Below are 22,862 nucleotides of genomic sequence, written 5' to 3'. Positions count from 1 at the left end.
ATCGGGCTTGCCGAAGCCGTTTCCCCCGCCCACTCTGTACAAGATAGAGCGCGTCTTTCAACCGACAGCCCGGTCACGCGGGCAAGGACAGGTGAGCGGTGATCATCGAAAGCGACCTGAAGCTCGATTTCAAGGATGTGCTGATCCGGCCAAAGCGCAGCACCCTGCAAAGCCGCAACGACGTCAACATCAACCGGACCTTCACCTTTCTGCACAACCAGCGGGATTGGACCGGCTTCCCCCTGATCGCCGCCAACATGGATGTGGTCGGCACGATGGGCATGGCGCGCGCGCTGTCGCGCTATGGCGCGATGACCGCGCTGCACAAGCATTACCCGGCGGACGATCTGATCGCCTTCTTCCAGAGCGATGACTCCGGCAACGTCTTCTATTCCCTGGGCATCACCGAGGCTGACGCCGACAAGTTCAGGGCGGTCAAGGCCAAGGCCCCGGTGGACAAGCTGTGCATCGACGTCGCCAACGGTTACACGGAACGCTTTGTCGAGACCGTCGCCCGCATGCGCGAGGAAAACCCCGACATCGTCATCATGGCGGGCAACGTCGTGACCGGCGACATGACCGAAGCCCTGCTGCTGGCCGGGGCCGACATCGTCAAGGTCGGCATCGGGCCGGGGTCTGTCTGCACCACCCGCAAGATGACCGGTGTCGGCTACCCGCAATTGTCGGCGATCATCGAATGCGCCGACGCCGCCCATGGGCTGAAGGGGCAGGTCTGCGGCGATGGCGGCTGCACCGTGCCGGGCGATCTGTCCAAGGCCTATGGCGCGGGGGCCGATTTCGTCATGCTGGGCGGCATGCTGGCCGGGCACGACGAATGCGAAGGCGACCTGCGCCATGAGGAGCGCGATGGCCAACGGATCCCGGTCGCCATGACCTTCTACGGCATGTCGTCCGACACGGCGATGCACAAATACGCGGGCGGCGTGGCGTCCTACCGCGCGTCGGAAGGCAAGACGGTGGAGGTTCCCTATCGCGGCCCGGTCGATGGAACCGTGCAGGAGATCATGGGCGGCGTGCGCAGCATGATGACCTACATCGGGGCCACCAAGCTGAAGGAGGTGCCCAAACGCACCACCTTCGTCCGCGTCGGCGCGCAACTCAACACCGTGTTCGGCGGCGGTTGATCCCACACGCCAAACCGATGGCGTTCCGGGGTGGCGGGCACCACCCCGGAACGCACGGAACCGTCATTCGCCCAGCGCGCGGGCGAGAATCGCCTTGGCGTCGATCTTCGCCATGCCCTCGGCGAAAAGCTTGGCCAAGGCTTGGCCGTTGGCGTCCTTGCGAAAGGCGATGTGCAGGGTCTTGTCTTCCAGGATCGTCGGGTTGAAGCGCAACTTGTCGGCGGATTCAGCCAATTGCGGCGTGCTGCGGATCAGGTCCTTCATCACCGCCCGATCAACCACCGCCAAATCAATGCGCTCGGCCAGAAGCTTTTTCAGATTGGTCAGGTCGCTGTTGGCCTTGTCGGCGTGCAACGCGCCCTTGGCGATGCGGCCATCGAGATCCTCGGTGTTCACATAGCCATCGACAACGCCAATCTTCTTGCCCTTCAGATCCGACAGGTTGGTCCATGAAACCGGGGCCGCCGTCCGTTCGGCAAACCCCAACGGGCTGCTTCCCAGCGGCACCGACAGGGTGAAATCGCGCTCCACCTCCGCCCCGGCGTATTCCGGGAAATAGCCCTGGAACTCCCCGCCGTCCTTCACTTGGGCCACCGCGCGGTTCCAGGGATAGAAGGCCACATCGACCGAATAACCGACGGCGGCGAAGGCGGCGCGCACCACGGCCACGGCGGCCCCCTTGTCCTTCAGCGTGTCGCCGCTGAAGGGTGGCCAATCCAGCGAGGTCAGGCGGATGGTCTTGTCCTGCGCAACGGCGGGCGTGGACAGGACGGGGAACGCCAAGGCCAAAACAGCCAACGCAACGGCGGTCAGGCGCAGCACACCACGACGGGACGAGCGGTTGGGCGAGCGGCGGAAAGGTTCAGGGCGTGTGGGAAATGAGCTTTGCATAGAGCAACCTCAAGCGATGCGGCGGGGTGTCCCGAACGGTAACACGCGCATCGTGACCGTCCCGTGACGTTTCCCTGCCACCAACCCGACCATGCTTTGCCCACTTAGTTTGACAATCATCAAAGCGAATTTCCGCAAATCCCTATTCTTCCCACCCGGTCCGGCGGTTAGTGAAGACTCAACGCCATCCCAAGCCACGCGCCCACGCGCAAGAAACAAACAAAATGGCCGCCGGATGAGCGCAACGGGAAGCATTCACGCGGAGTTTCACGATGAAAACGAACAACATGGCGGGCGGTCTGCTGGTGGGGCGTCGCGCCATTCTGGCCGGTGGCGCGGCGGCGGTCGGGTTGATGGCCGCCCCGTCGATTCTGCGCGCGGCGGAGACGCTGAAGGTCGGCGTTTACGGCGGTTACTTCAAAGACAGCTTTGACAAGCACATCTTCCCTGAATTCACCAAGGCAACCGGAATCGCCGTGGAGTCGGTGGCCGAACCGACCGGCGACGCGTGGCTGGTCCAGTTGGAACAGGCCGCCCGCGCCAACCAAGCCCCCGCCGACGTGTCGATGATCGCGCAGGTCGGCATGCTGAAGGGCATCAACGCCAAGCTGTGGACGGCCCTGGATCTGGCGAAGCTGCCAAACGCGGCGGCGGTGCTGCCCCATCTGGTCAACAAATACCCCGATGGCCGGGTGGCCGGCATCGGTGCCGTGTCGTGGTACATCACCCTGGTGTCGAACACCAAGGCGATCCCGGAAACCCCGTCCTCCTGGGCGGCGTTGTGGGATGCCAAGCGCAAGGACCAGTTGGGCCTGATGGCCCTGGTCTCCAACTCCTTCCTGCTGGAGGTGACGGCGGCGACCTTCTTCGGTGGCACCAAGCATCTGGACACCGAAGCCGGGCAGCTCGATTGCTTCAAGAAATTGAGCGAGCTGCGCAAGAACGTGAAGCTGTGGTACCGCGACGAGGCCCAGTTCGAAGCCGCCCTGAAGGCGGGCGAGGTGCCGATGGGCCAATATTACCACGACGTCACCGGGTTGGCGGTGGCCGATGGCCATCCGGTGCGCTCCACCTTCCCGAAGGAGGGCGGGATCACCGATTCCGGCAGTTGGGCGGTCAGCCGGGCGTCGAAGAAGGCCGAGCAGGCCCACATCTTCATCAATTACATGTGCCAGCCGTCCATTCAGGCGCTGCTGTCGCGCAAGGTTGGCACCGCCCCCACCATCGACCGCAAGAAGACCGACCTGACCGACGCCGAGTTCGCCGGGGTGTCGAGCGACATCGCGCCGATCATCCCGCGCTATGACCTGTATCTCAGCAAGGCCGACTGGCTGAACCAGAAATGGACGGAGATGATCGTCGGGTAAGGGAATTGCCGTCGCCCCTTTCCCGCCGCGCGGGGAAGGGGCCTGACCTGATGCCATCACGCCACTTCGGGAAGTCTCCATGTCCGGTCTTGCCCTTGACGGTCTCACCAAACGCTATGGCTCCTTCACCGCGTTGCAACCCACCCATCTGACCATCCCGCACGGTCAGTTCGTCTGTTTGCTGGGGCCGTCGGGCTGCGGCAAGACCACGCTGCTGCGCATGGTCGCCGGATTGGACAGCCCAACAGAGGGCCGCATCCTGCTGGACGGCACCGACATCACCCACAAACCAGCGCACCAACGCAATTTCGGCATGGTGTTTCAATCGCTGGCGCTGTTCCCGCATCTGACGGTGGGGGAAAACATCGCCTATCCCCTGCGCATCCGGGGCGTGCCGAAGGCCGACCAGGGGCGTGAGGTGGACCGGTTGCTCGGGCTGGTGCGGTTGCCCGGCGTGGCCGACCGTGCGGTGTCGCAACTGTCGGGCGGCCAGCGCCAGCGCATCGCCATCGCCCGCGCGCTCGCCCTGTCGCCCAAGCTGTTCCTGCTCGACGAACCGCTGTCCGCGCTCGACGCCAAGCTGCGCGAAGCGATGCAGATCGAATTGAAGCTGTTGCAGGAGCGGTTGGGCATCACCACCATCGTCGTCACCCACGACCAGCGCGAGGCGATGACCATGGCCGATCTGGTCGTGGTGATGTCGCAGGGACGGGTCCGTCAGGCGGCCTCCCCCATCGACGTCTACCGCCGCCCGGCCGACAGCTTCGTCGCCGATTTCATCGGCATGACCAACCTGCTGAACGGCCATGTCTCGGCCGGGTCCCTGGCGGTGGAGGGCGGGGCGCTGGCGGTTCCCGGCCTGCCCGCCTCCGGCCCCGCCACGATTTCCGTCCGGCCCGAGGAGCTGCGGGTGCACCGGGAGGGTGCCGGACCAAACCGTCTGCCCGGCACCGTGTCCTTCATCCGCGATCTGGGATCGCATGTGGAGATGCGCATCGACGTGGCCGGGCGCGAGATGATCGCCGTCGCCACCCCGCAGGACCGCCCGATGGTGGAGCCGGGCCAACGGGTGGGGGTGGAGTTGCCGCCGACCTCCTGCGTGGTGTTGCCGTCATGATGCGGCAAGCGCCCCGGCGGGCCGCCGATTACGGCCCCATCGCCTTTCCCGCCGCGATGCTGTTGCTGTTCTTCGCCGTTCCCTTTGGCCTGATGATCGCCGTCTCCTTCTTCCAGCGGGTGGAAGGAGGGTTTTACGAACCGGCCTTTGTCTGGTCGAACTACGCCCGTTTCCTCTCGGTGTTTTTCGGGCGGGTGCTGAGCTTTTCCATGCTGCTGGCCGCCGGGGTGGCCGTGCTGTCGGTGGCGCTGGCCTTTCCCTTCACCTATCTGCTGACCCGGTTGCGGCGGCGGACGCAGGTGCTGTGGCTGGTCTTCCTGCTGTCGGTGCTGTCGCTGTCGGAGGTCATCATCGGCTTTGCCTGGGCCACGCTGCTGTCGGCCAACGCCGGGTTGACCAACCTGCTGGTGATGCTGGGGCTGATGGACGCGCCGACCTCGCTGTCGCCGGGGTTGGGGGCGGTGCTGGTCGGGATCGTCTATCAGGCCTTCCCCTACACGGTGCTGGTGCTCTACCCGGCGCTGTCACGGCTCGATCCCACCCTGATGGAGGCGGCGCGGACCCTGGGGTCGTCCCCGCTCAAAGGCTTTTTCACCGTGGTGGTTCCGGCGCTGCGCAACAGCATCGTCGCCACCCTCATCATGGTCTTCGTCTTCGCGCTGGGCTGCTATCTGCTGCCGCAGTTGCTGGGACGGCCCCAGCACTGGACGCTGTCGGTGCTCATCACCGATCAGGCGCTGTTCCAGGCCAACATGCCGTTTGCCGCCGCGATGGCGGTGTTTCTGGTTCTGGTCAGCCTGGGGCTGGTCGGGCTGTCGCTTCTGGTCGGCAAGAAGGAGAACGCGGCATGAGCGCCTATCTCAACCGCCTGTTCCTGTCGGCGGTCGCCCTGTTCCTGGCGCTGCCGCTGATCGTCGTCGCCGGGGTGTCGATCAACGCCAAAAAGGCGCTGACCTTCCCGCCGCAGGGCTTTTCGCTGGGCTGGTACGCGGAGATCGTCACCGATCACGGCTGGCGTGATGCCCTGACCGCGAGCCTGCTGGTGGCGACCCTGTCGGCGGCGCTGGCGGTGCTGGTCGCCTTTCCGCTCGCCTGGTTCCTGTGGCGCTACCACGCGCCGTGGGCCAAGCTGGTGCACGCGCTGGGGCTGATGCCCTTTGTCCTGCCGCCGGTCATCACCGCGCTGGGACTCCTTGGCTTCTGGACCACCGCCGGTTTCTTTGGCGAGGCGTGGACCGTGGTGGTCAGCCACGGCATCTTTTTCGTGACTCTGCCGCTGGTGACGGTGACGCTGGGTTTTTCCGCCATCGAACCGACGCTGGTGGAAGCGGCGGCGACGATGGGGGCGGACGACCGCACCGTGCTGCGCACCGTGGTGGTCCCGCTGATCCGGCCCTATGTGGTGTCGGGCTTCGCCTTTGCCTTCGTGCTGTCACTCAACGAATACATCATCTCCTACATGACCGTCGGCTTCACGATGGAAACGCTGCCGGTCAAGATCTTCAACGCGCTGCGTTACGGCTACACCCCGACGATGGCGGCCATCGCCGTGCTGTTCGTCGCCGTCGCCGCGCTGGTGTTCGGCCTGATCGCCCGTTTTGGCGATCTCCCCAAACTGCTGGGCGCGTGGTCCGCCGAGGATCGCTGACGCGGCGATCCCCCGCCCGCCCACCACGATGACAACCCGAAAGGTTGCTGCCATGTTCGACGCCACCAAGCTGCAACGCCTGCGCGACCGCTACGCCAACGCGTCGGGCGGGGACATCCACGATCCCGCCTTCGCCCGCGTCGCCGCGCTGCAATTCACCGATGGCGACAAGCGCGCCCTGCCCTACGCCGGGGCCGCAACCCTGCTGGATGCCCCCTATCGACCCGACGCGGCGGATTTCGTCGATTTCGGCGGCCTCGACATCGCCCTGATCGGCGCGCCGATGGATTTGGGCGTGACCAACCGGGCGGGCGCGCGGCTTGGCCCGCGCGCCGTCCGCGCGGTGGAACGGATCGGCCCCTACGAACACGCCCTGCGCATGGTTCCGTCCGCCGAATGCAAACTGGCCGACATCGGCGACGTGCCCTTCACCAGCCGCTACAGCCTGGACCAGTGCCACGCCGACCTGTTTTCCTTTTACAACCGGATCAAGGACGCGGGCGTCATCCCGCTGACGGTGGGCGGCGACCATTCGATCACCGCGTCGATCCTGCGGGCGTTGGGGCGCGACGGCCCGGTCGGCATGGTCCACATCGACGCCCATTGCGACACCGCCGGGGACTACGAAGGGGCAAAGTTCCATCATGGCGGCCCCTTCCGCCAAGCCGTCCTGGACGGGGTGCTGGACCCCGAACGCACGGTGCAGATCGGCATTCGCGGCAACGCCGAATATCTGTGGGAGTTCTCCTACGACAGCGGCATGACCGTGATCCACGCCGAGGATGTGGAAAAGCACGGCATCGCGGCGGCGATTGAAACGGCGCGCCGGGTGGTGGGCGGCGGCCCGGTCTATGTCAGCTTCGACGTGGACGGGCTGGACCCGGCCTTTGCACCGGGAACCGGCACACCGGAGATCGGCGGCCTGACCACGCGCGAGGCGCTGGAGCTGCTGCGCGGCCTGATCGGTCTGGACGTGATCGGCGGCGACGTGATGGAGGTCGCCCCGCAATATGATTCGACCACCAACACCGCCCAGGCGGGCGCGCAGATGCTGTTTGAAATCCTGTGTCTGGCGGTGGACGCCCTGAAAGCGCGCCGCGCCGCATAACGGCAGCGCCGCGCGCGTTCAAAAACGGTCAAACCCGGCGGGCAAGCGCCAGCAGCCCGCCGGCCCCGATCATCAGGCCACCGGTCAGCCGGTTGAGCGTGCGCGCCGCCGACGCGTTGGTCAGCCGCGCGGCCAACCGGTCGCCACCGATGGCGTAGGCCATGATCCAACCGAACTCGCTCACCGTCATCGCGGCGATCAGGACGGTCAGCTGCGGAGCCAGCGGGGCGGCGGCGTCGATGAATTGCGGAAACAGCGCGGCCATGAACACCAACGCCTTGGGGTTGCTGAAGGCCACCAGCATGCCGCGCAGGAACAGGCGGACGGGCGCACCCTCCCCCACACCCGACACGGCGGAGTCATCGCGCGGCCCGGCCTCCGTCACCGGCGCGCGCCACGCGGCGATGCCCAGCCAGGTCAGATAGGCGACACCGGCCCAGCGCACCGCCTCGAACGCGACGACGGAGGTGGAGAGCAGCGCGCCCAGGCCGAAGGCCGACAGCGTGGCCATGATCGCCAGCGCCACGCACATGCCGATCCCGCCCCACACGGCGCGGCGCGCGCCAAAGCGCAGCCCCAGGCTCATCGCCAACAGCATGTTGGGGCCGGGAGTCGCCGAGATGAAAAAGGCGGTGGCGAAGAAGAAGGCGAGGGTCTGCCAGGTCATCGGCGGCGGCTCCGGTGGTGCGTGAAACGCGGGTGCGGGCGATCAGGGGACCACGAACAGTTCCGCCCGACAACCGTCGTCAGCGTCAGCGCAGCCATGCGGCGATCCGGTCGCACAGCCTTGACACCATGCCCCGTTGACAGGTCGCCCGCGCGGGAGTTTGCTGCACTGCACGCAAACCATTCCGCAAAACCATCCCGACGCACCGGAGGCCCATTTTGGCAGACGCCGCCTCATCCCCCACCCCCGCTTTGCCGGTGGAGCGTCATCGCCTGTATGAAGACGCGTTGGCGATGCTGCTCGGCACGCTGTTCATCGCGCTGGGCATGCTGATGTACACGAAAACCATGCTGCTGACCGGTGGGGTGGCGGGGGCGGCCCTGCTGCTCAGCTACGTCACCCGATTGGATTTCGGCGCGCTGTTCTTTCTGGTCAACGTGCCGTTCTACGCGCTGGCCTGGAAGCGGATGGGCTGGATGTTCACCCTGCGCACCGCCATCGCCGTCGGTCTGGTCGCGCTGTTTTCCCGCCTGACCGGCGGTTGGATCGGGGTGGAGCGGCTCGATCCGCTCTACGCCACGGTGATCGGCGGCGGGTTGTTCGGCACCGGCATGCTGATGCTGTTCCGGCACCGCACCGGCCTGGGCGGCATCAACATTCTGGCGCTGTATCTGCAAGAGCGCCACGGCGTGCGCGCGGGCTATTTCCAGTTGGCGGTCGATCTGGTGATTTTGGCCGCCGCGTTCTTCGTGCTGGCCCCGGACCAACTGCTGCTGTCGGTGGTGGGGGCGGTGATCGTCAATCTGCTGTTGGCGATCAACCACAAGCCCGGCCGGTATCTGGGCGTAAGCTGACTCACGCCAAAGCGCCACGGCGGAACGAAACCGCCGTGGCGTCTTTTCCAGTTTACGCCACCAGCAGGTCGGCCAACGCGCGGGCCACCACCAACGTCGCCTTGCGCAGATCCTCCAGCTTCAGCTTTTCATCGGCGCGGTGGCCGTTGGCCTCCAGCAGGTCGCGCGGCCCGGCCCCATAGAGCACCGTCGGGATCCCGGCTTCCGAATAATGGCGGGCGTCGGTGTAGAGCGGGATGCCGTTCTGGCCGACCGGTTGGCCCAGCACCGCTTCGGCGTGACCGGCGAACAGCGCGGCCAGACGCGGCGCGTCGCCGACCGAGCGGAAGGGACGGGCCAGCAGCACCCGGCGGACGCTGACGCGGATGCCCTCGCGCCCGGTCGCCGCCTGTTCGATCAGGGCGCGCAGACCGGCTTCGACCTCCGCCGGGTTTTCCTCCGGAATCATGCGGCGGTCGAGGCGGAAGGTGACGCGGTCCGGCACGACGTTGGTGTTGATGCCGCCCTGGATCAGGCCGATGGTCAGCGACGGGCTGGTGATGCCGGTGACGGCGGAACGCTGCTTGGCCAAGTCGGGCCGGTGGGCGTACAGGGCGGACAGGATGCCGTTCGCCGCCTCCAGCGCGTCAAACCCGGTGTCGGGGCGGGCGGCGTGGGCGGATTTGCCATCGACCTGCACCTCCAGATGCAGGCAACCGTTGTGCGCCGTCACCACCGAATAGGCGAAGCTGGCCGACACCGCGTAATCGGGTTTCGACAACCCCTGATCGAGCAGCCATTTCGGCCCGATCTCGCCCCCGGCCTCCTCGTCATAGGTCAGGTGGAGTTCCACCGTGCCCGCCAGCGGCGCGCCGGTCGCCATCAGCGCCTTGAGGGCAAAGGCGTAGGTGGCGAAATCCGATTTCGACACGGCCACGCCGCGCCCATACATCACGCCGTCGCGGATCTCCGCGCCATAGGGGTCGCTGGACCAGCCCTCGCCCGGCGGCACGACGTCGCCGTGCGCGTTCAGGGCCACGGTCGGGCCATCGCCGAAGCGGTGGCGCACGATCAGGTTGGTGGCGCTGATCATGCCGTTGGCGCGGACCAGATCGGCGGGAACCGGGTGGCGCTCCACGGTGAAGCCCATCGCCTCCAACAGCTCCGCCGCGCGGGCGGCGTGGGGGGCGCAATCGCCCGCCGGGTTGTCCGACGGGACCTTGACCAGTTCGGCCAGAAAACGGGTTTCGGCGTCAAAACCGGCGTCAACGGCGTCCGCCAGAGCGGCAAACAGAGCGGTGTTCGGGGTGGTCATGAACGGGCTTCCGATGCGGGCTGAAAATGATCAACGAAATGGGCGAGCACGCGGGCGCCCGTTTCGGCGTCGGCGGCGGTGATGCGTTCGGCGGGGTTGTGGGAAATGCCCCGTTCGCAGCGCACGAACAGCATGGCGATGTCGGTCAGCGCGGCGACCGCCATGGCGTCGTGACCGGCCCCGCTGGGCAGTTCCGGGGCCTCCAGCCCCAGCGCGCGGGCCGATTGGGCCAGTTGCGCCATCAGGGCGGGGCAGCAGGCCACGGCGGGGCTGTCGTGCAGCGGCGCGATGGAGACCGACACGCCGCGCTGGTCGGCGATGGCCTCCAGCCGGGCGCGGACGGCGGCGACCCGCTCCAGCCGCAGGGCGTCGCGGTCGGCGCGCAGATCGATGGTGAAGCGCACCCGCCCGGCGATGACGTTGGTCGCGCCCGGCGTCGCTTCGATCCGACCAACGGTGCCGACCAACCGTTCCTGGCCCGAACACAGGCTTTCCACCGCCAAAATCATTTCGGCGGCGGCGGCCAGCGCGTCGCGGCGCAGGGTCATCGGCACGGTTCCGGCGTGCCCGGCAAAGCCCTCCACCGTCACCGCCAAGCGTGTGGCCCCGGCGATGGCGGTGACGACGCCCACCGGCTGCCCCAACGCCTCCAGCACCGGCCCCTGTTCAATGTGCAGCTCGACATAGCCCGCGACCTGATCGGGGCGGTAGGCGGCGCTGGCCCAGGCGGCGGGATCCTGACCAAAGGCGGCCAGCGCGTCGCCCAGCCGGACGCCGTCGGCGTCGCGGCTGTCCAGCACCGCCGGGTCGAAGGTTCCGGCGATGGCGCGGCTGCCGATCAGGGTGGATTGAAAGCGCACCCCCTCCTCGTCGCCAAAGCCGATGACCTCGATGGCGAAGGGCAGGCGGCGGCCGCGCGCGTGCAGATCGGCGACGACGGCGATGCCCGACAGCACGCCCAGCATGCCGTCATACTTGCCCGCGTCGCGCACGGTGTCGAGGTGGGAGCCGATGAGCAGGGCGGGCAGGCCCGGCGCATCGCCCTCGTACCGGCCGATGATGTTGCCCAGCGCGTCTTCCCGCACCGCCATCCCGGCTTCCACCATCCAGGCGGCGACCTGATCGTTGGCGCGGCGGTGTTCGGGGGTCAGGTAATGGCGCGACAGCCGCCCCCCGTCGGCGCTGATCGCCGCCAGCGCGTCGCTGCGCTCAAGAAGGGATTGCCCGGAAAGCGGCGGATGAGGCATCGGGGAATCATCCCAAACAAACGGAAACACCGGCCATCATAGTGCCCAGCCTTTCCGCCTCCCTAGCCCCCATGCCGTGAAGACAGTTTCAAAGAATCCCGAAGCCCGCCCGCCAACCGGGCGCAACGCGTGTGCGTCCGCCCATTGTCTATGACGTAGGAGAGACTATCTGAGAAACAGAACCGCGCGCATTGTGATGGTGGCGTCGCGCCACCAAACAAAACGCACCGCACATTGTGCAGACGCAAAATATTGTGCAGATGCGAAAGAGCGCGAGGACAAGACACACGCACCGTCTTGGGGAGGCTCGCAATGCATCCATTTGAAAACGCAACACCGATATCCGGCCCGATGTCGGGGCGCTTTTCCTTCACCCTGTCCGCCGCCCAAATGGCCCAGGCCCAAACCCTGGCCGGCTGGATCACCCTGATCGCCGAGGATCGCGGGATGGACGAAGGGGCGCTCGCCGCCGCCACCGGCCTGGATGTGGAGGATGTGCGCGCCGTTCTGTGCGGCGCGGTGATGATGATCCCGTTGACCGTGCTGGACCACGCCCTGCGCCGCCTGGAAGGGCGCGTGCACTGACATCGGATAAGACTGGCGGAAAAGAGCGGCACGAAAAAGGGGCGGCACCGGATGGTGTGCCGCCCCTTCGCTGGATCGCCGACACCGCCTGAAAGATCAGGCGACCGCCAGAACGTCCCAGGTGATGTTCGCCGGCGCGGTCAGGTGAATGCGGTAGAGCATGCCAGCCTGATCGACCAGAATGTCGGACACCGGGTTTTTCGCCGACAGATCGGTGACGGCGGCGCGGACGTTGCGCGGCAGGTCATCCAGCGACACGGTGCGGTAGCCGACTTTGTCGGACAGCTTGACGGTTTTGTTGCCCATGATGAGGCGCTCGATTCCAAACGGTGATGCAAGACGGGTGAAGCGAGGGGGTGTAAAAAGATCGCGGGACAATGCTCCCGACCGGTTAAGCAAAGGTTAACCTTTTTCACCGCCCACGCAGGCCAGCCGCGCGGACTCCGCACGCCCTGCGGGGCCTCATCAACCATCGTCGAATCGAACAAACGGACCGGAACGAGCCGATATGGGAACCATCCTCATCACCGGCGGCAGCCGGGGCATTGGTGCCGCCATCGTGAAACGGGCGGTGGCGGACGGGCACAGCGTTCTGTTCACCTACCACAGCGACCGCGCGGCGGCGGACCGGTTGGTGGCCGAATGCGATGGCCGGGCGCAGGCCACGCGCTGCGACGTCGCCGATCCGGCGCAGATCGCGGCGGTCTTCGCGCTGGCCGATTCCTTGAAGGCACGAACCGGGGAGCCGCTGACCGGCCTGGTCAACAACGCGGGCATCACCGGCGGCTTTGCCCGCGTGGCCGATCTGCCCATCGACACGCTGCGCGGCGTGCTGGCGACCAACGTCGAAGGCTGCTTCGTCGCCGCGCAACTGGCGGTGCAGCGCCTGTCCACGGCGCGGGGCGGGGCCGGGGGCAGCATCGTCAACCTGTCGTCCCAGGCCGCACGTCTGGGTGGTGGTGGGGAGTGGGTGCATTACGCCGCCAGCAAGGCGGCGGTGGACGCCTTGACCATCGGCTTGGCCCGCGAGGTTGGGCGGGAGGGCATCCGCGTGAACGCCGTGTCGCCCGGCCTGATCGACACCGACATCCACGCGACGGCGGGCGATCCCGACCGGGTCCACCGCCTAGCCGACGGCGTGCCGCTGGGCCGCCCCGGTGCGGCGGTGGAGGTGGCCGACGCGGTGGCGTGGCTGCTGTCCGACCGGTCGAGCTACGTCACCGGGACCATCATCCCGGTGTCGGGCGGGCGCTGACACCGGGGCGGATCATCCGCCCCGCCTCTTCACCGCCCCCGCCCTCTCAGCGACCCGCCAGGGTGCCGGTCAGCCGGGTGCGGATCGCCGCGACGGCGCACTCCAGCGGGCGGTCGGCGTCCGGCTTCGGCGTGCTGTTGGCAACATCCGGACACATGTCGTCCATCCGCCACACGCGCGGCGGCGGCGGCGGCGGGGCGTGCGGGTCGCAGGTGGCCGGATCCGGGTGGGTTTCCTCGGCGTTGCCGTTGGCCGGTTTGACCTCGACGTTCGGCGACACGCCAAAGCAATCGACCAGCGCACCCGACGGGCGGAAATAGCGCGCGGTGGTCAAGCGGATGCCGGTGTCGGTGCTGAGAGACGAAATCGTCTGCACCGACCCCTTGCCATAGGAACGGGTGCCGAACAGCAGCGCGCGGCCATGGTCCTGCATGGCACCGGCCACGATTTCCGACGCCGACGCCGACCCGCTGTTGATGAGCAGCACGATGGGCAGCCCCGGCAGCAAATCCCCACTGGTCCCATGGAAGGAGCGCGCCTCGTCCGGGTCACGCCCGCGCACGCTGACGATGTCCACCGCCTCCAGGAAGCGGTCGGCGACGCTGACCGCCTGGTCGAGCAGACCACCGGGGTTGTTGCGCAGATCGATCACCGCGCCGCTGAGACGCCCGCCCGCCTGACGGCGCATGTCCTCCACCGCCGATTCCAGCGCCGAGGTGGTTTGCTGGTTGAATGTGGCGATGCGGACATAGGCCACATCACCCTCCAGCCGGTAGCGCACCGGGTGGATCTTGACAATGGCGCGGGTCAGCGACACGCGGGTCGTCGGCTCGGTCGCGGGCGGACGGCGCAGGGTCAGCGCCACGGCGCTGCCCACCGGCCCGCGCATGCGCGCCACCGCGTCCTGAAGATTGAGGCCCTTGACCGCCACCTCGTCGATCTTGGCGATCAGATCGCCGCTGCGCAGCCCGGCGCGCGCGGCGGGGGAGCCGTCGATGGGGGAGACGACGCGGATCAGGCCGCTGGCCTCGTCCATCGTCACCTCGATCCCCAACCCGCCGAACTCGCCCTGGGTCTGTTCGCGCAGATACCGGTAACGCTCGGCGTCGAGGAAGCTGGAATAGGGATCGAGCGTGCCCAGCATGCTGTCCAGCGCCGCTTCGGTCAGGGCGCGGTCGGTGGCACGCGGGTTGTCCGTCTTCTTCTTGGCCAACCCCACCAGCGCCTTGTCCACCAGCACCTGCGGGTCATAGGTCTTCACATGTTCCGTCAACACCCGGCGCAGAGCGTCGGCAAACAGCACATAGTTGCGGTCGGCGGTGGACAGCGTGCCAGCGCCGCGCGTCTTGGCGAATTCAGCGCGATAGCGTTCCAGCGCGGCGTTCGTGTCGGCCCGGTTGATCGGCGCAACCGCGCAGGCGGGACCGATCGCCACCATCATCAGCAGCAGGGCCGCCAGCAACTTCGCCATCCTAAGCCCCTCTCGACAGGCCGGGAATCCCGACGGAATCACTCGCATCTCATATGGTACCAGAGGGTTCGCGGTGGATGGCACCCTATCACGGCGTTTCGGCAATCTCAAAGGGTGGGCGGACCGGTGACGGGTGCGGCGGAAGCCGACCTCTGGCGCGTTACGTGTGCCTATTTTTTAAGCAAACCCACTCATCCACAGGCGGTGTTGGCGATTCCCAAGGGCGGCGGGAGTCTTGTTCGGCGCTTGCGCACACATCTATCCACAGATTCTGTGGAGAAGACCCAGGCTCAAAAACTTATCCACAGATATTCACAGAAATGCTCACCCCATCATCCCCAGAAAAGAATCGAATCCGCGCCGCCTGTTCTTGTATCCCCGCCGAATCTGAAATATCCAATCATGGTGCATCGGCAAACTTGATGGGTGTTCATCATGATCGGAGACGCGTTTCATCCAAGGAAAGCGACAATTTCGCTGCGCGTCGATCATCAGGTCAAGATGGCGGCCAAGAATTACGCGCGTCAACGGCAAACACCGCTGTCCGAAGTCATGCGCAGTCTTCTGGTGCGGTACGTCGCCGAATGCGCGCGGGAAAACGCCCAGGCGTCGCCTGACCTGCTGCAACAGCGCCCGCATCAATATGTTGATCTCGCCCGCCTGCAACGCCTGTTGAGCGGCCTGGACTGACCGCGAACCGTTCTCCCGGCAACAAAAAGCCCCGCCGACCCGTTCCCGGTCGGCAGGGCTTTTCTTTGTTCCAGCCGGTTGAGGCCGCCGTCACAGCGTCAGGCGGCGTTTTCCATCGGCGTCAAACCACGCGTCAACCGACCGACCTCGCGATCCACCCACTCCTGATCGGTGGCGGTCAGGTCGAACTTGACGTGGATTCGACCGTTCTCGCTGGATTTGACCCGGCAAGGCACCGGCCGCGACAGGCCATCGACGCGCAACACCAGCGTGCCGCCCGCCGCCGCATCCGGGCCGTCCACCAGCATTGCCCCGCCCGAGGACAGGTTGGCCACCCGCACGCGCACCGGCCCGCGCGCGCCCACTTCCACCGCACCGCTGATCGACACGGCGAAACGGGGGCGGCGGCGACGGTCGACATCGGTGGTGGAGGTGCGGACGACGCGGACCAACACATTGCGCAGGCTGTCGATGCCACCGGCCACGTCGTCGGCGATGGTGCGCACCTCGTTGGCCCGGTTTTGGGTGGCGGAGGCCTCCGCCGACACACGGGCGATGCGGCGCGACACCTCCTTGGCGGCGTCGCTGGTCTGGGCGACCGAGCGGGCGATCTCGTGCGTGGCCGCCGCCTGCTCTTCCACCGCTGCGGCGATGGAGGACGAAATGGTGGACACTTCGTTGATCGTTTCGGCCACCTCCGTCACCGCTCCAACGGCGTTGGCGGTCACGCTTTCGACCTCGCCAATCAGCGCGCTGATCTCCTCGGTCGATTTCGCGGTCTGGTTGGCGAGATTCTTCACCTCGTTGGCGACCACGGCGAAGCCGCGCCCGGCCTCGCCCGCGCGGGCGGCTTCAATCGTGGCGTTCAGCGCCAGCAGGTTGGTCTGGCTGGCGATGTCGTTGATGAGACGGGCCACCGCGCCGATCCGTTCCACCGACGCCGACAGCTTTTCGATGGTGGCGCGGGCCGTGCCCGACCGGTCCACCGCGCGGCCCGTCACCGTGGCGGCGGTCGCCACCTGATGGCCGATGTCGCTGATCGCCGCCGACAGCTCTTCGGTGGCCGCCGCGACGGTTTCGGCGTTGGTCAGCGCCTGTTCGGCGGCGGCGGCAACGTTCTGGGCGTTGTCGCTGACCTGGACCGCCGAGTCCGACATCGCCCCGGCGTTGCCGCTCATCCGCCCGGTGCTTTCCGCCACCTTGTCCACGGCGACGCGGGTTTCGTGCTCCACCTTGTCGGCCATCGCCGCCAGGGCCTTGCGCCGCTCCTCCTCGCCCCGCTCGCGCAATTCGTCCTGGGCGGCGCGCAGCCGGGCGTTCTCCTGCGCGGCACTCTGGAACACCCGCACCGTGTCGGCCATGTGACCCAACTCGTCGCGGCGTTCTTCCATGCCGACCGTCACGTCCAGACGACCGCCCGCCAGATCGACCATGACCCGGCGCAGCCGCTCCAGCGGGCGGATCATCGCCGCTTCCAGAAACAGCACACAGGCCGCCGCCATCAGGGCAATGACCAGCCCGGCCCCGATCAAGGTCAAACGCAAACCGTCGGAAACCCGTTGCACCTCGGTGATCGCCCCGGTCAGGCTGGTCATCCGTGCGCCGCTGACGGCCACCACGCTGTTGCCCAGCTTTTCCAGGCTGTCGCCCATGGCGTCGGCCACGCTGTCGAACTTGCCCATGATGGTGTTGCCCGCCGCCGGGCCGCCGTCGATGTAGGCCCGCGCCATCCGCTTGCCCATCTCATAGAACGGGCCATAGGCGCGCTTGGTGTCCTCGATCTGGCGCACCACCTCGGTCAAACCAAGGGCGCGCGCCAGCTTGGCGGCGGTGGCGGTGTGCTCCTCGAACGCCTTGGCGTAGTCGGCGGCCTTCTTCTCGCCATCGTCCAGCCCGTCCTGCCCGCGCGTGGCCGAAATGTCGGTCAACCATTGCTGGGTCTGGGCCACGTCGTAACGGATGTCCGCCACCACCGACACCAGCGGGACCACGCGGGCAACCACATCGTCGGTGGCCTGCTGGATCGCGGTCAAATGGGTGGTTTGCTGGTCCAGATCCCGCATGGTGAGCAGCGAGGACAGGCCGACGGCGGTGAACACAAACACCGCGACCGCAACGACCTTCGCCCGAATTGAAATGATATGAAGAATGCCCATGACCAACGCCACACCCGTGAAATTCAATCGTATGTTTGCGAACGATTTTCACAATTGGCGCTGGAGCGCCAATCGCAAGAAAACGGTGGTTCAGATTACTATGGCGTAACGAAACTGCCCATCAAAAAGGCGCATTGACCCCGAAACCGCCGAATCACCCCAACGATCAGGCCATCGCGTCGGCGGACAGGGCCGCCAAGGTGTCCGTCAACGCGGCGTCAAGGTCATCGAGCAACGGCGGCCAATCATCGGGGAAGTCGCATTTTTCCAGCCGGGCGGCGGCTCGGCTCAGCCGCAGCGCGCCGATGTTGGCGGCGGTTCCCTTCAGATTGTGGGCCAGAGCCGAAACCGCCACCGGATCGGCGTCCGCCACCGCGCGCAGCTGCGCCACGATCTTGTGCGCCGTCTCGGCAAAGCTGGCGGTTGCCTGCCCCCACGCCGCCGCCCCCACCGCCCCGCGCAGGGACTCGGTGTGTCGACGGTCGATCACCTCATCGTTCGGCGGCATCAACCCGACCGCAGCGCCACCGACCGGGGCGGTCACAGCCCCCAACGGCTCCGACGCGCCCCCGGCGGACAGGGTCGCAAGCAGGGTGAACAGGTCGGCGGTGGCGATGGGTTTGGCGAGATACGCGGTCATGCCGGCGTCACGATACTCCGCCTGCTGGTCCGGCATGGCGTTGCCGGTCAGCGCGACGATGGGGATGCGGGCCACCGCCCCCGGCAGGGCGCGGATGCAGCGGGTGGCGGTGATTCCGTCCATCACCGGCATCTGCACATCCATCAGAACCAAATCGAACGGCTGCTCCTGCACCGCGCGCACCGCCTGCGCCCCATCGCCAACCGCGACCGCCTGATGACCGGCCCGCTCCAGCATGGTCAGCACGATGTCGCGGTTGATGTCGTTGTCCTCCACCACCAGGACCCGCAAACGGCGCGGGGTGATGACGGACGGTGGCGCAGACGGGACCGAAGGCTCGCGCTGGCCCGTCGGCACCTCCGTCACCGGAGCCGCCGCCTGACAGGGGACGATGAACCAGAAGGTGCTGCCTGCCCCCTCACCACTGCGCACGCCGATGCGCCCACCCATCACCGTGACCAGTTCCCGGCTGATCGCCAGCCCCAACCCGGTGCCGCCGAACCGCCGCGTGGTGGAGCTGTCGGCCTGTGTGAAGCGGCGGAACAGGTTTGGCAACACCTCGGCGGGAATGCCGATGCCGGTGTCCTGCACCTCGAACCGCAGAACAAACCCGCCATCGGCCCGCACCGGTTCCTCCAACGACACCCGCACCGACACCCCACCCTGATCGGTGAATTTCAACGCATTCCCAATCAGATTGACCAACACCTGACGGATGCGGCGGACATCCGCCCGCGCCCGGACCGGCACCGCCGGATCCACCGTCGCCTCCAGCGACAGGGACCGCCCGCTGGCGGTTGGGTGCAGCAACTGCACAATTTCGCCCAGCGTGACGCGGGTGTCGAAATCCAGCGGCTCGACCTCGACCTTCCCCGCTTCCAGCTTCGACAAATCCAGAATGTCGTCGATGATCTGCAACAGCGCGTGGCCCGACCGGTTGGCGATGTCCAGCATCTGGCGTTGATCGGTGTCGAGGTTGGGACCATCCACCAGCGCCAGGGCACCCAGCACCCCGTTCATCGGGGTTCGGATTTCGTGGCTCATCGTCGCCAGAAACTCGCTTTTCATCCGGTTGGCGTGATCGGCGGCCTCCTTGGCGCGGCGCAGGCTGGCTTCGATCTCGCGCTGGGCGGTGATGTCGCGCAAGGCGGCGGTGTAATAACTGCGGTCGCCATTGCGCCAGCCGGCCAACGTCACCTCGATCGGGAATTCGCTGCCGTCCTTGCGCCGCCCGACAAAATCGCGGACGTCCGACAAGGGCATCATCGCGCCGACGCTGCGGTAGAACTCCAGCCGTCCATCGGAAGCCACGGAGAAGGCGCTGGGCAGCAACCGTGCCAGTGATCCGCCCACCACCTCGCGCGCGGCGTAACCGAACAACCGCTCCGCCGCCGGGTTGACGGCATCCACCACCCCAGCCTCGTCAATGGTGACAATGGGCTGTCCAACCGACGAGAACATGGCGCGGTACCGCGCCTCGCTGGATTGCAGCCGGAGCGCCGACAACTCCCGTTCGGTGATGTCGGTCGCCGATCCGCGATACCCCAGGAACACGCCATCCTCGCTCCAGATCGGACGACCGCTGACGCTGAAGTAACGAACACCGCCAGGGGTTTTCACCCGATAGCGGAAATTGCGGAACGATTCCCGCCGGTCCATTGCCCCCTGATGCTCAACCCATTTGGCCGCATCGCCCGGTTCACGCAGGGCAACATCCTCGCGCTTCAGGCCAATGGGCAGGGCACCATCGGCCGTCTGGGGGACCAGCGGACCAATCAGGCGGGAAAAGCGCAGGTCGGCGTCCATCTCCCAAAACCAGTCGGACGCCGTTTCCGCCTGGTCGCGAAAGCGCTGCTCGCTGTCGGTCAACCGTTGGGCCGAGGCGGCCAGACGGGCCGATTGCCGGGTCGCCAGCAACGCCAACCCCATCAACCCGACGCTGCTGACCGCCGCGCCGATGATGTAGACGCGCTGACGCAGCCGGGTGTCGGCCAGAAACGCGCCCTCGCCAAAGGCGGCGGTGACGATCAACGGATAATCGTTCAGCACACGATAGGATTGCAGCCGGGGAATGCGATCGATGACGCTGCTGACCCGCAGAAAGCCCTTGGGCTTGACCATCGCCTCGCGCACGGTTTGGGACTGGCTGACATCCTGACCGATGATCTGCTCGTTCAGGATCGAGCGCGCGCGCAGGACGCCATCCTTGCCGATGATCGCGACCACACCATCCGGCCCAACATCCAGATTTTCCAAGGATCGGCTGAAATAAAACGGATCCATCGACGCGACGATCACGCCGGCAAAACCACCATCCGGCTTGTCGATCCGCCGGGTCAGTTGAATCGACCATTTGCCCGATGCCCGTCCGAACACCGGCTTGCCGATGAACAGGCCCGCAGCGGGGTCGGCCACATGCACGCGGAAATGCTCCCGGTCCCCCAAATGCACCCGCGTCGGCGCGTCCTCCACGCTGGTCATCACCAGATCGCCGCGCTCATCGATCACCGCGATCTGGACCAGAATGCTCGACCGCAGCACCGCGTTGCGGATCAAGTCACGGATGTCATGATTGGCGCGCGGAACATGGGTCTGCAATTCGTCAATCAGAAACAACAGCACCTGATCGGCCTCGGCCACCGCACGGGAGGTCTGTTCAGCCACCACCCGGGCCAGGTTGCCGGTGTCACGCTCCGCCCGCGCCATGGTGTCCGACTCGTCCCGCCGCACCAACATCAGGGCGACCAGCCACAGGGAAACAGCCAGCAACAGCGTTCCCGCCCACACAGCGACGGTGAAGCGGTGATGCTGACCGCGCGCCCTCATCACAGGGCCTCGTCCCCTGTGGAACGATCCGGCAACGGGCCAACCAACCGGGTGATGGCATCGGCCAGACGGGCCAGATCGACGGGCGCGCCAAGACATCGGTCCACACCGTCCAGGCCATCCGGTTCCTGCGGGACGGCACCGCCGCCAACCCGGCCAGGCATGGAATCGGTGCACAGGATGCAGGGCAAATCGGGGCGCAGCGCCTTGAACCGCCCGATCAGGGACAGCGCGGTCATGCCGCCCGCCGACGGTCCAGCCACGACGGCAACGTCGAAAAAGCCCGGTTCATCCACCAGGATTTCCAGCGCGTCCGCCGCGCTTTCGCACACGGCCACCTCATAGCCCAACCGCTCCAACCCGATGGACACGCGGTCGCCGCTGGCCCGCACCTCATCCACCACCAGCACATGATGGGTGACGGGACGGGCCGGGGTTTCCGCCACCGCGAGCGACGAGGCCGCCAACGGAACGAACAGCCGCAGCACGGTCCCCTCGCCGGGGTGGGTCCAGATGACAACGCCGCCATCGATCGCCCGGGCCACCGCCAGAATCGAGGGGGGAGCGTCCCCCGCTCCCCCAGCGCGACCGTGGTTGCGCGTGAGCATCAACGGATCCGTCAGCCCGCGAATCTGGGCAACCGTCAGCGGCGGAACGGACCGCGCGAGTGGTGGCAGATGCAGTTCGAACAGCAAATGCGCGCGCGGGCATGGCGGCAACAGCGGGTGGCAGGTCCACCCCACGGGGGCACGCAGGGCATCATCCGCCCCACTCCAGCGGGCGGACAACACAAGCTTGCGATCGGAAACGGGCGCGCTTCCCACCTCGTCGGGCGGCGCAGCCCCGCCCGCACCGCCATCGAGAACAAAGCCAACCAACGCCTGACCCAGAAGGGCGCTGTCGCCAACGCCCTCCACCCCCCCCGCCTCGTTGCGCAGCGACGGGATCGCCCCCCCGGCACCCCGCAACAGCCGATCCACCTCCCCCAAAACCGCAACTGCGGACAGGGGTTGCAGATCGACCGGCATCTCGCGCAGGGAGGACAGAAGATGGCGCAGACCCGTTTTGCTGCGGTCGGTGGCCGCCAGGATGCGGGCGGCGTAACCGGCTTGAACCGACCCGGCGGGCAAATCGGCCACCAGGAAATCCGCGTACCCAGCAACCGCGCCCAAGGTGTTGTTGACATCGTGCACGATCATGCCCGCCAGATCGGCGGCGGCGTCCATGCGGTCGAGCTGGACGGCGCGGACACGGTCCTGCGCCCGATCCCGACCAAGCAACAGAACCCCGCCGTCGGGCAACGGCAGCCGCAGCGGCGTGACCGGCGACGGCCAGACCGTGTCGTCGTCCCATCGGGTTTCCGGGGCCGCCGCCGCCCCCAGCAGAGTCGCCGCCGCCGGGTTGCGGGCGATCACCCAATGGTCGGAGTCCAGGACGACCATCGCTTCCCCGGCCGCATCGAAGGCGGCGCGCAGGGCCGCCGCCGTCAACGCCGCCTCCCCGTCGGGGCGGTCGGTCGTGTCGTCGGCCTCGTCGTCCAGCAAGGCCGCGCGGACGGCGTCCTCCCGCCACGCGGCCGCCGCCTTTTCGCGGCGCAACTCCCGCTCCAGCCGCCGCACCTCCCGACGCGCGGCGAACAGGGCGAACAGGCCCGAGCCGGCCAACGCCGCCGACGCGGCAAACAGCCAGATCAGCGCCGCCCGTTCCCCACCCGCTGGAGACATCCACAGGGCCAGCATCCCCACCACGCCCGCCGCGACCAACGGGGCCACGACGAAAACCTTCCCGTTGGACATCCCGACGGCGGCGTTGGAGGGCGGTGGGGTCACTGGCATCAATCACTCATCGTTTCGGGCAACACGTCGCCGATGACAGATGGACGCCGAAAGCCGGTGCGGACA

The 22,862-nt window shown here is 67.1% G+C and carries 19 protein-coding genes; 10 read left to right on the top strand and 9 right to left on the bottom strand.

What is annotated here, in order from left to right; genetic code table 11:
* The first annotated feature begins 98 nt into the window (after window positions 1-98).
* The gene (locus tag EJ903_RS16600) at window positions 99-1,145 is read left to right on the top strand and encodes a GMP reductase (RefSeq protein WP_126617443.1); all 1,047 of its coding nucleotides are present in this window, start codon (window positions 99-101) and stop codon (window positions 1,143-1,145) included.
* Window positions 1,146-1,208: 63 nt separating this feature from the next.
* Here EJ903_RS16600 and EJ903_RS16595 read toward each other — a convergent pair whose 3' ends face one another.
* Window positions 1,209-2,036 carry a substrate-binding periplasmic protein gene (locus EJ903_RS16595; protein ID WP_126617441.1) on the bottom strand — a complete coding sequence of 276 codons (828 nt, stop codon included), beginning with the start codon at window positions 2,034-2,036 and terminating at the stop codon, window positions 1,209-1,211.
* 272 nt (window positions 2,037-2,308) lie between these two features.
* Here EJ903_RS16595 and EJ903_RS16590 point away from each other — a divergent pair, with 272 nt between their 5' ends.
* The 5 genes from EJ903_RS16590 to speB all read left to right on the top strand — a co-directional run bounded on the left by EJ903_RS16590 (window position 2,309) and on the right by speB (window position 7,276).
* Entirely contained in the window at window positions 2,309-3,403 is a 1,095-nt protein-coding gene (locus EJ903_RS16590) for an ABC transporter substrate-binding protein (protein ID WP_246015668.1), read from the top strand.
* A gap of 79 nt (window positions 3,404-3,482) precedes the next feature.
* Window positions 3,483-4,520: an ABC transporter ATP-binding protein gene (locus EJ903_RS16585; RefSeq protein WP_126617439.1), complete on the top strand. Its 1,038-nt coding sequence runs from the start codon at window positions 3,483-3,485 to the stop codon at window positions 4,518-4,520.
* Window positions 4,517-5,371, top strand: a complete 855-nt coding sequence (locus EJ903_RS16580) for an ABC transporter permease (RefSeq protein ID WP_126617437.1) — start codon at window positions 4,517-4,519, stop codon at window positions 5,369-5,371. Before EJ903_RS16585 ends, EJ903_RS16580 begins: the two co-directional genes overlap by 4 nt.
* On the top strand, window positions 5,368-6,168 hold the full coding sequence (locus tag EJ903_RS16575; RefSeq protein WP_126617435.1) for an ABC transporter permease: 801 nt from the start codon (window positions 5,368-5,370) through the stop codon (window positions 6,166-6,168). The genes EJ903_RS16580 and EJ903_RS16575 overlap by 4 nt, the downstream gene beginning before the upstream one ends.
* 52 nt (window positions 6,169-6,220) lie before the next feature.
* Window positions 6,221-7,276, top strand: a complete 1,056-nt coding sequence (gene speB / locus EJ903_RS16570) for an agmatinase (RefSeq protein WP_126617433.1) — start codon at window positions 6,221-6,223, stop codon at window positions 7,274-7,276.
* Window positions 7,277-7,304: 28 nt separating this feature from the next.
* Here speB and EJ903_RS16565 read toward each other — a convergent pair whose 3' ends face one another.
* Window positions 7,305-7,943, bottom strand: coding sequence for a LysE family translocator (locus EJ903_RS16565; RefSeq protein ID WP_126617431.1), 639 nt, complete (start codon window positions 7,941-7,943; stop codon window positions 7,305-7,307).
* Between the two features lie 218 nt (window positions 7,944-8,161).
* Here EJ903_RS16565 and EJ903_RS16560 point away from each other — a divergent pair, with 218 nt between their 5' ends.
* Window positions 8,162-8,797 carry a YitT family protein gene (locus EJ903_RS16560; RefSeq protein WP_246015666.1) on the top strand — a complete coding sequence of 212 codons (636 nt, stop codon included), beginning with the start codon at window positions 8,162-8,164 and terminating at the stop codon, window positions 8,795-8,797.
* A gap of 52 nt (window positions 8,798-8,849) precedes the next feature.
* Here the strand turns inward: EJ903_RS16560 and EJ903_RS16555 are convergent, their stop codons facing one another.
* Window positions 8,850-10,091 (bottom strand): M20/M25/M40 family metallo-hydrolase, encoded by a 1,242-nt coding sequence (locus tag EJ903_RS16555; RefSeq protein ID WP_126617429.1) that lies wholly within the window; start codon window positions 10,089-10,091, stop codon window positions 8,850-8,852.
* Complete coding sequence (locus EJ903_RS16550; protein WP_126617427.1) at window positions 10,088-11,338, bottom strand: allantoate amidohydrolase; 1,251 nt, start codon at window positions 11,336-11,338, stop codon at window positions 10,088-10,090. The genes EJ903_RS16555 and EJ903_RS16550 overlap by 4 nt, the downstream gene beginning before the upstream one ends.
* Before the next feature lie 351 nt (window positions 11,339-11,689).
* On the opposite strand from EJ903_RS16550, the gene EJ903_RS16545 reads away from it, so the two are divergent.
* Complete coding sequence (locus EJ903_RS16545; protein ID WP_246015664.1) at window positions 11,690-11,923, top strand: hypothetical protein; 234 nt, start codon at window positions 11,690-11,692, stop codon at window positions 11,921-11,923.
* A gap of 96 nt (window positions 11,924-12,019) precedes the next feature.
* Here EJ903_RS16545 and EJ903_RS16540 read toward each other — a convergent pair whose 3' ends face one another.
* Window positions 12,020-12,229, bottom strand: a complete 210-nt coding sequence (locus EJ903_RS16540) for a hypothetical protein (RefSeq protein ID WP_126617425.1) — start codon at window positions 12,227-12,229, stop codon at window positions 12,020-12,022.
* A 202-nt stretch (window positions 12,230-12,431) separates the two neighbouring features.
* Here EJ903_RS16540 and EJ903_RS16535 point away from each other — a divergent pair, with 202 nt between their 5' ends.
* Entirely contained in the window at window positions 12,432-13,178 is a 747-nt protein-coding gene (locus EJ903_RS16535) for an SDR family oxidoreductase (protein WP_126617423.1), read from the top strand.
* Between the two features lie 46 nt (window positions 13,179-13,224).
* Here the strand turns inward: EJ903_RS16535 and EJ903_RS16530 are convergent, their stop codons facing one another.
* Window positions 13,225-14,649, bottom strand: coding sequence for a S41 family peptidase (locus EJ903_RS16530; protein ID WP_126617421.1), 1,425 nt, complete (start codon window positions 14,647-14,649; stop codon window positions 13,225-13,227).
* A gap of 435 nt (window positions 14,650-15,084) precedes the next feature.
* On the opposite strand from EJ903_RS16530, the gene EJ903_RS16525 reads away from it, so the two are divergent.
* Entirely contained in the window at window positions 15,085-15,339 is a 255-nt protein-coding gene (locus EJ903_RS16525) for a hypothetical protein (protein WP_126617419.1), read from the top strand.
* Between the two features lie 98 nt (window positions 15,340-15,437).
* Here EJ903_RS16525 and EJ903_RS16520 read toward each other — a convergent pair whose 3' ends face one another.
* The 3 genes from EJ903_RS16520 to EJ903_RS16510 form a co-directional block, all read right to left on the bottom strand.
* The gene (locus EJ903_RS16520) at window positions 15,438-17,495 is read right to left on the bottom strand and encodes a methyl-accepting chemotaxis protein (RefSeq protein WP_126617417.1); all 2,058 of its coding nucleotides are present in this window, start codon (window positions 17,493-17,495) and stop codon (window positions 15,438-15,440) included.
* Window positions 17,496-17,661: 166 nt separating this feature from the next.
* The gene (locus EJ903_RS16515) at window positions 17,662-20,961 is read right to left on the bottom strand and encodes a PAS domain S-box protein (RefSeq protein WP_126617415.1); all 3,300 of its coding nucleotides are present in this window, start codon (window positions 20,959-20,961) and stop codon (window positions 17,662-17,664) included.
* Window positions 20,961-22,796 carry a PAS domain-containing protein gene (locus tag EJ903_RS16510; RefSeq protein WP_126617413.1) on the bottom strand — a complete coding sequence of 612 codons (1,836 nt, stop codon included), beginning with the start codon at window positions 22,794-22,796 and terminating at the stop codon, window positions 20,961-20,963. Before EJ903_RS16510 ends, EJ903_RS16515 begins: the two co-directional genes overlap by 1 nt.
* Between the last annotated feature and the right edge of the window lie 66 nt (window positions 22,797-22,862).

Source organism: Azospirillum griseum, assembly GCF_003966125.1.
GTDB classification, from domain to species: Bacteria; Pseudomonadota; Alphaproteobacteria; order Azospirillales; family Azospirillaceae; genus Azospirillum; species Azospirillum griseum.
This window is presented reverse-complemented; position numbering and strand designations above follow the sequence as displayed.

Excerpts from the sequence above, each read along its gene's own strand:
- EJ903_RS16595 (WP_126617441.1), bottom strand. The coding sequence starts at position 2,036 with ATGCAAAGCTCATTTCCCACACGCCCTGAACCTTTCCGCCGCTCGCCC.
- EJ903_RS16590 (WP_246015668.1), top strand. The coding sequence starts at position 2,309 with ATGAAAACGAACAACATGGCGGGCGGTCTGCTGGTGGGGCGTCGCGCC.
- EJ903_RS16585 (WP_126617439.1), top strand. The coding sequence starts at position 3,483 with ATGTCCGGTCTTGCCCTTGACGGTCTCACCAAACGCTATGGCTCCTTC.
- EJ903_RS16580 (WP_126617437.1), top strand. The coding sequence starts at position 4,517 with ATGATGCGGCAAGCGCCCCGGCGGGCCGCCGATTACGGCCCCATCGCC.
- EJ903_RS16575 (WP_126617435.1), top strand. The coding sequence starts at position 5,368 with ATGAGCGCCTATCTCAACCGCCTGTTCCTGTCGGCGGTCGCCCTGTTC.
- speB (WP_126617433.1), top strand. The coding sequence starts at position 6,221 with ATGTTCGACGCCACCAAGCTGCAACGCCTGCGCGACCGCTACGCCAAC.
- EJ903_RS16565 (WP_126617431.1), bottom strand. The coding sequence starts at position 7,943 with ATGACCTGGCAGACCCTCGCCTTCTTCTTCGCCACCGCCTTTTTCATC.
- EJ903_RS16555 (WP_126617429.1), bottom strand. The coding sequence starts at position 10,091 with ATGACCACCCCGAACACCGCTCTGTTTGCCGCTCTGGCGGACGCCGTT.
- EJ903_RS16550 (WP_126617427.1), bottom strand. The coding sequence starts at position 11,338 with ATGCCTCATCCGCCGCTTTCCGGGCAATCCCTTCTTGAGCGCAGCGAC.
- EJ903_RS16545 (WP_246015664.1), top strand. The coding sequence starts at position 11,690 with ATGTCGGGGCGCTTTTCCTTCACCCTGTCCGCCGCCCAAATGGCCCAG.
- EJ903_RS16540 (WP_126617425.1), bottom strand. The coding sequence starts at position 12,229 with ATGGGCAACAAAACCGTCAAGCTGTCCGACAAAGTCGGCTACCGCACC.
- EJ903_RS16535 (WP_126617423.1), top strand. The coding sequence starts at position 12,432 with ATGGGAACCATCCTCATCACCGGCGGCAGCCGGGGCATTGGTGCCGCC.
- EJ903_RS16530 (WP_126617421.1), bottom strand. The coding sequence starts at position 14,649 with ATGGCGAAGTTGCTGGCGGCCCTGCTGCTGATGATGGTGGCGATCGGT.
- EJ903_RS16525 (WP_126617419.1), top strand. The coding sequence starts at position 15,085 with ATGATCGGAGACGCGTTTCATCCAAGGAAAGCGACAATTTCGCTGCGC.
- EJ903_RS16520 (WP_126617417.1), bottom strand. The coding sequence starts at position 17,495 with ATGGGCATTCTTCATATCATTTCAATTCGGGCGAAGGTCGTTGCGGTC.
- EJ903_RS16515 (WP_126617415.1), bottom strand. The coding sequence starts at position 20,961 with ATGAGGGCGCGCGGTCAGCATCACCGCTTCACCGTCGCTGTGTGGGCG.
- EJ903_RS16510 (WP_126617413.1), bottom strand. The coding sequence starts at position 22,796 with ATGCCAGTGACCCCACCGCCCTCCAACGCCGCCGTCGGGATGTCCAAC.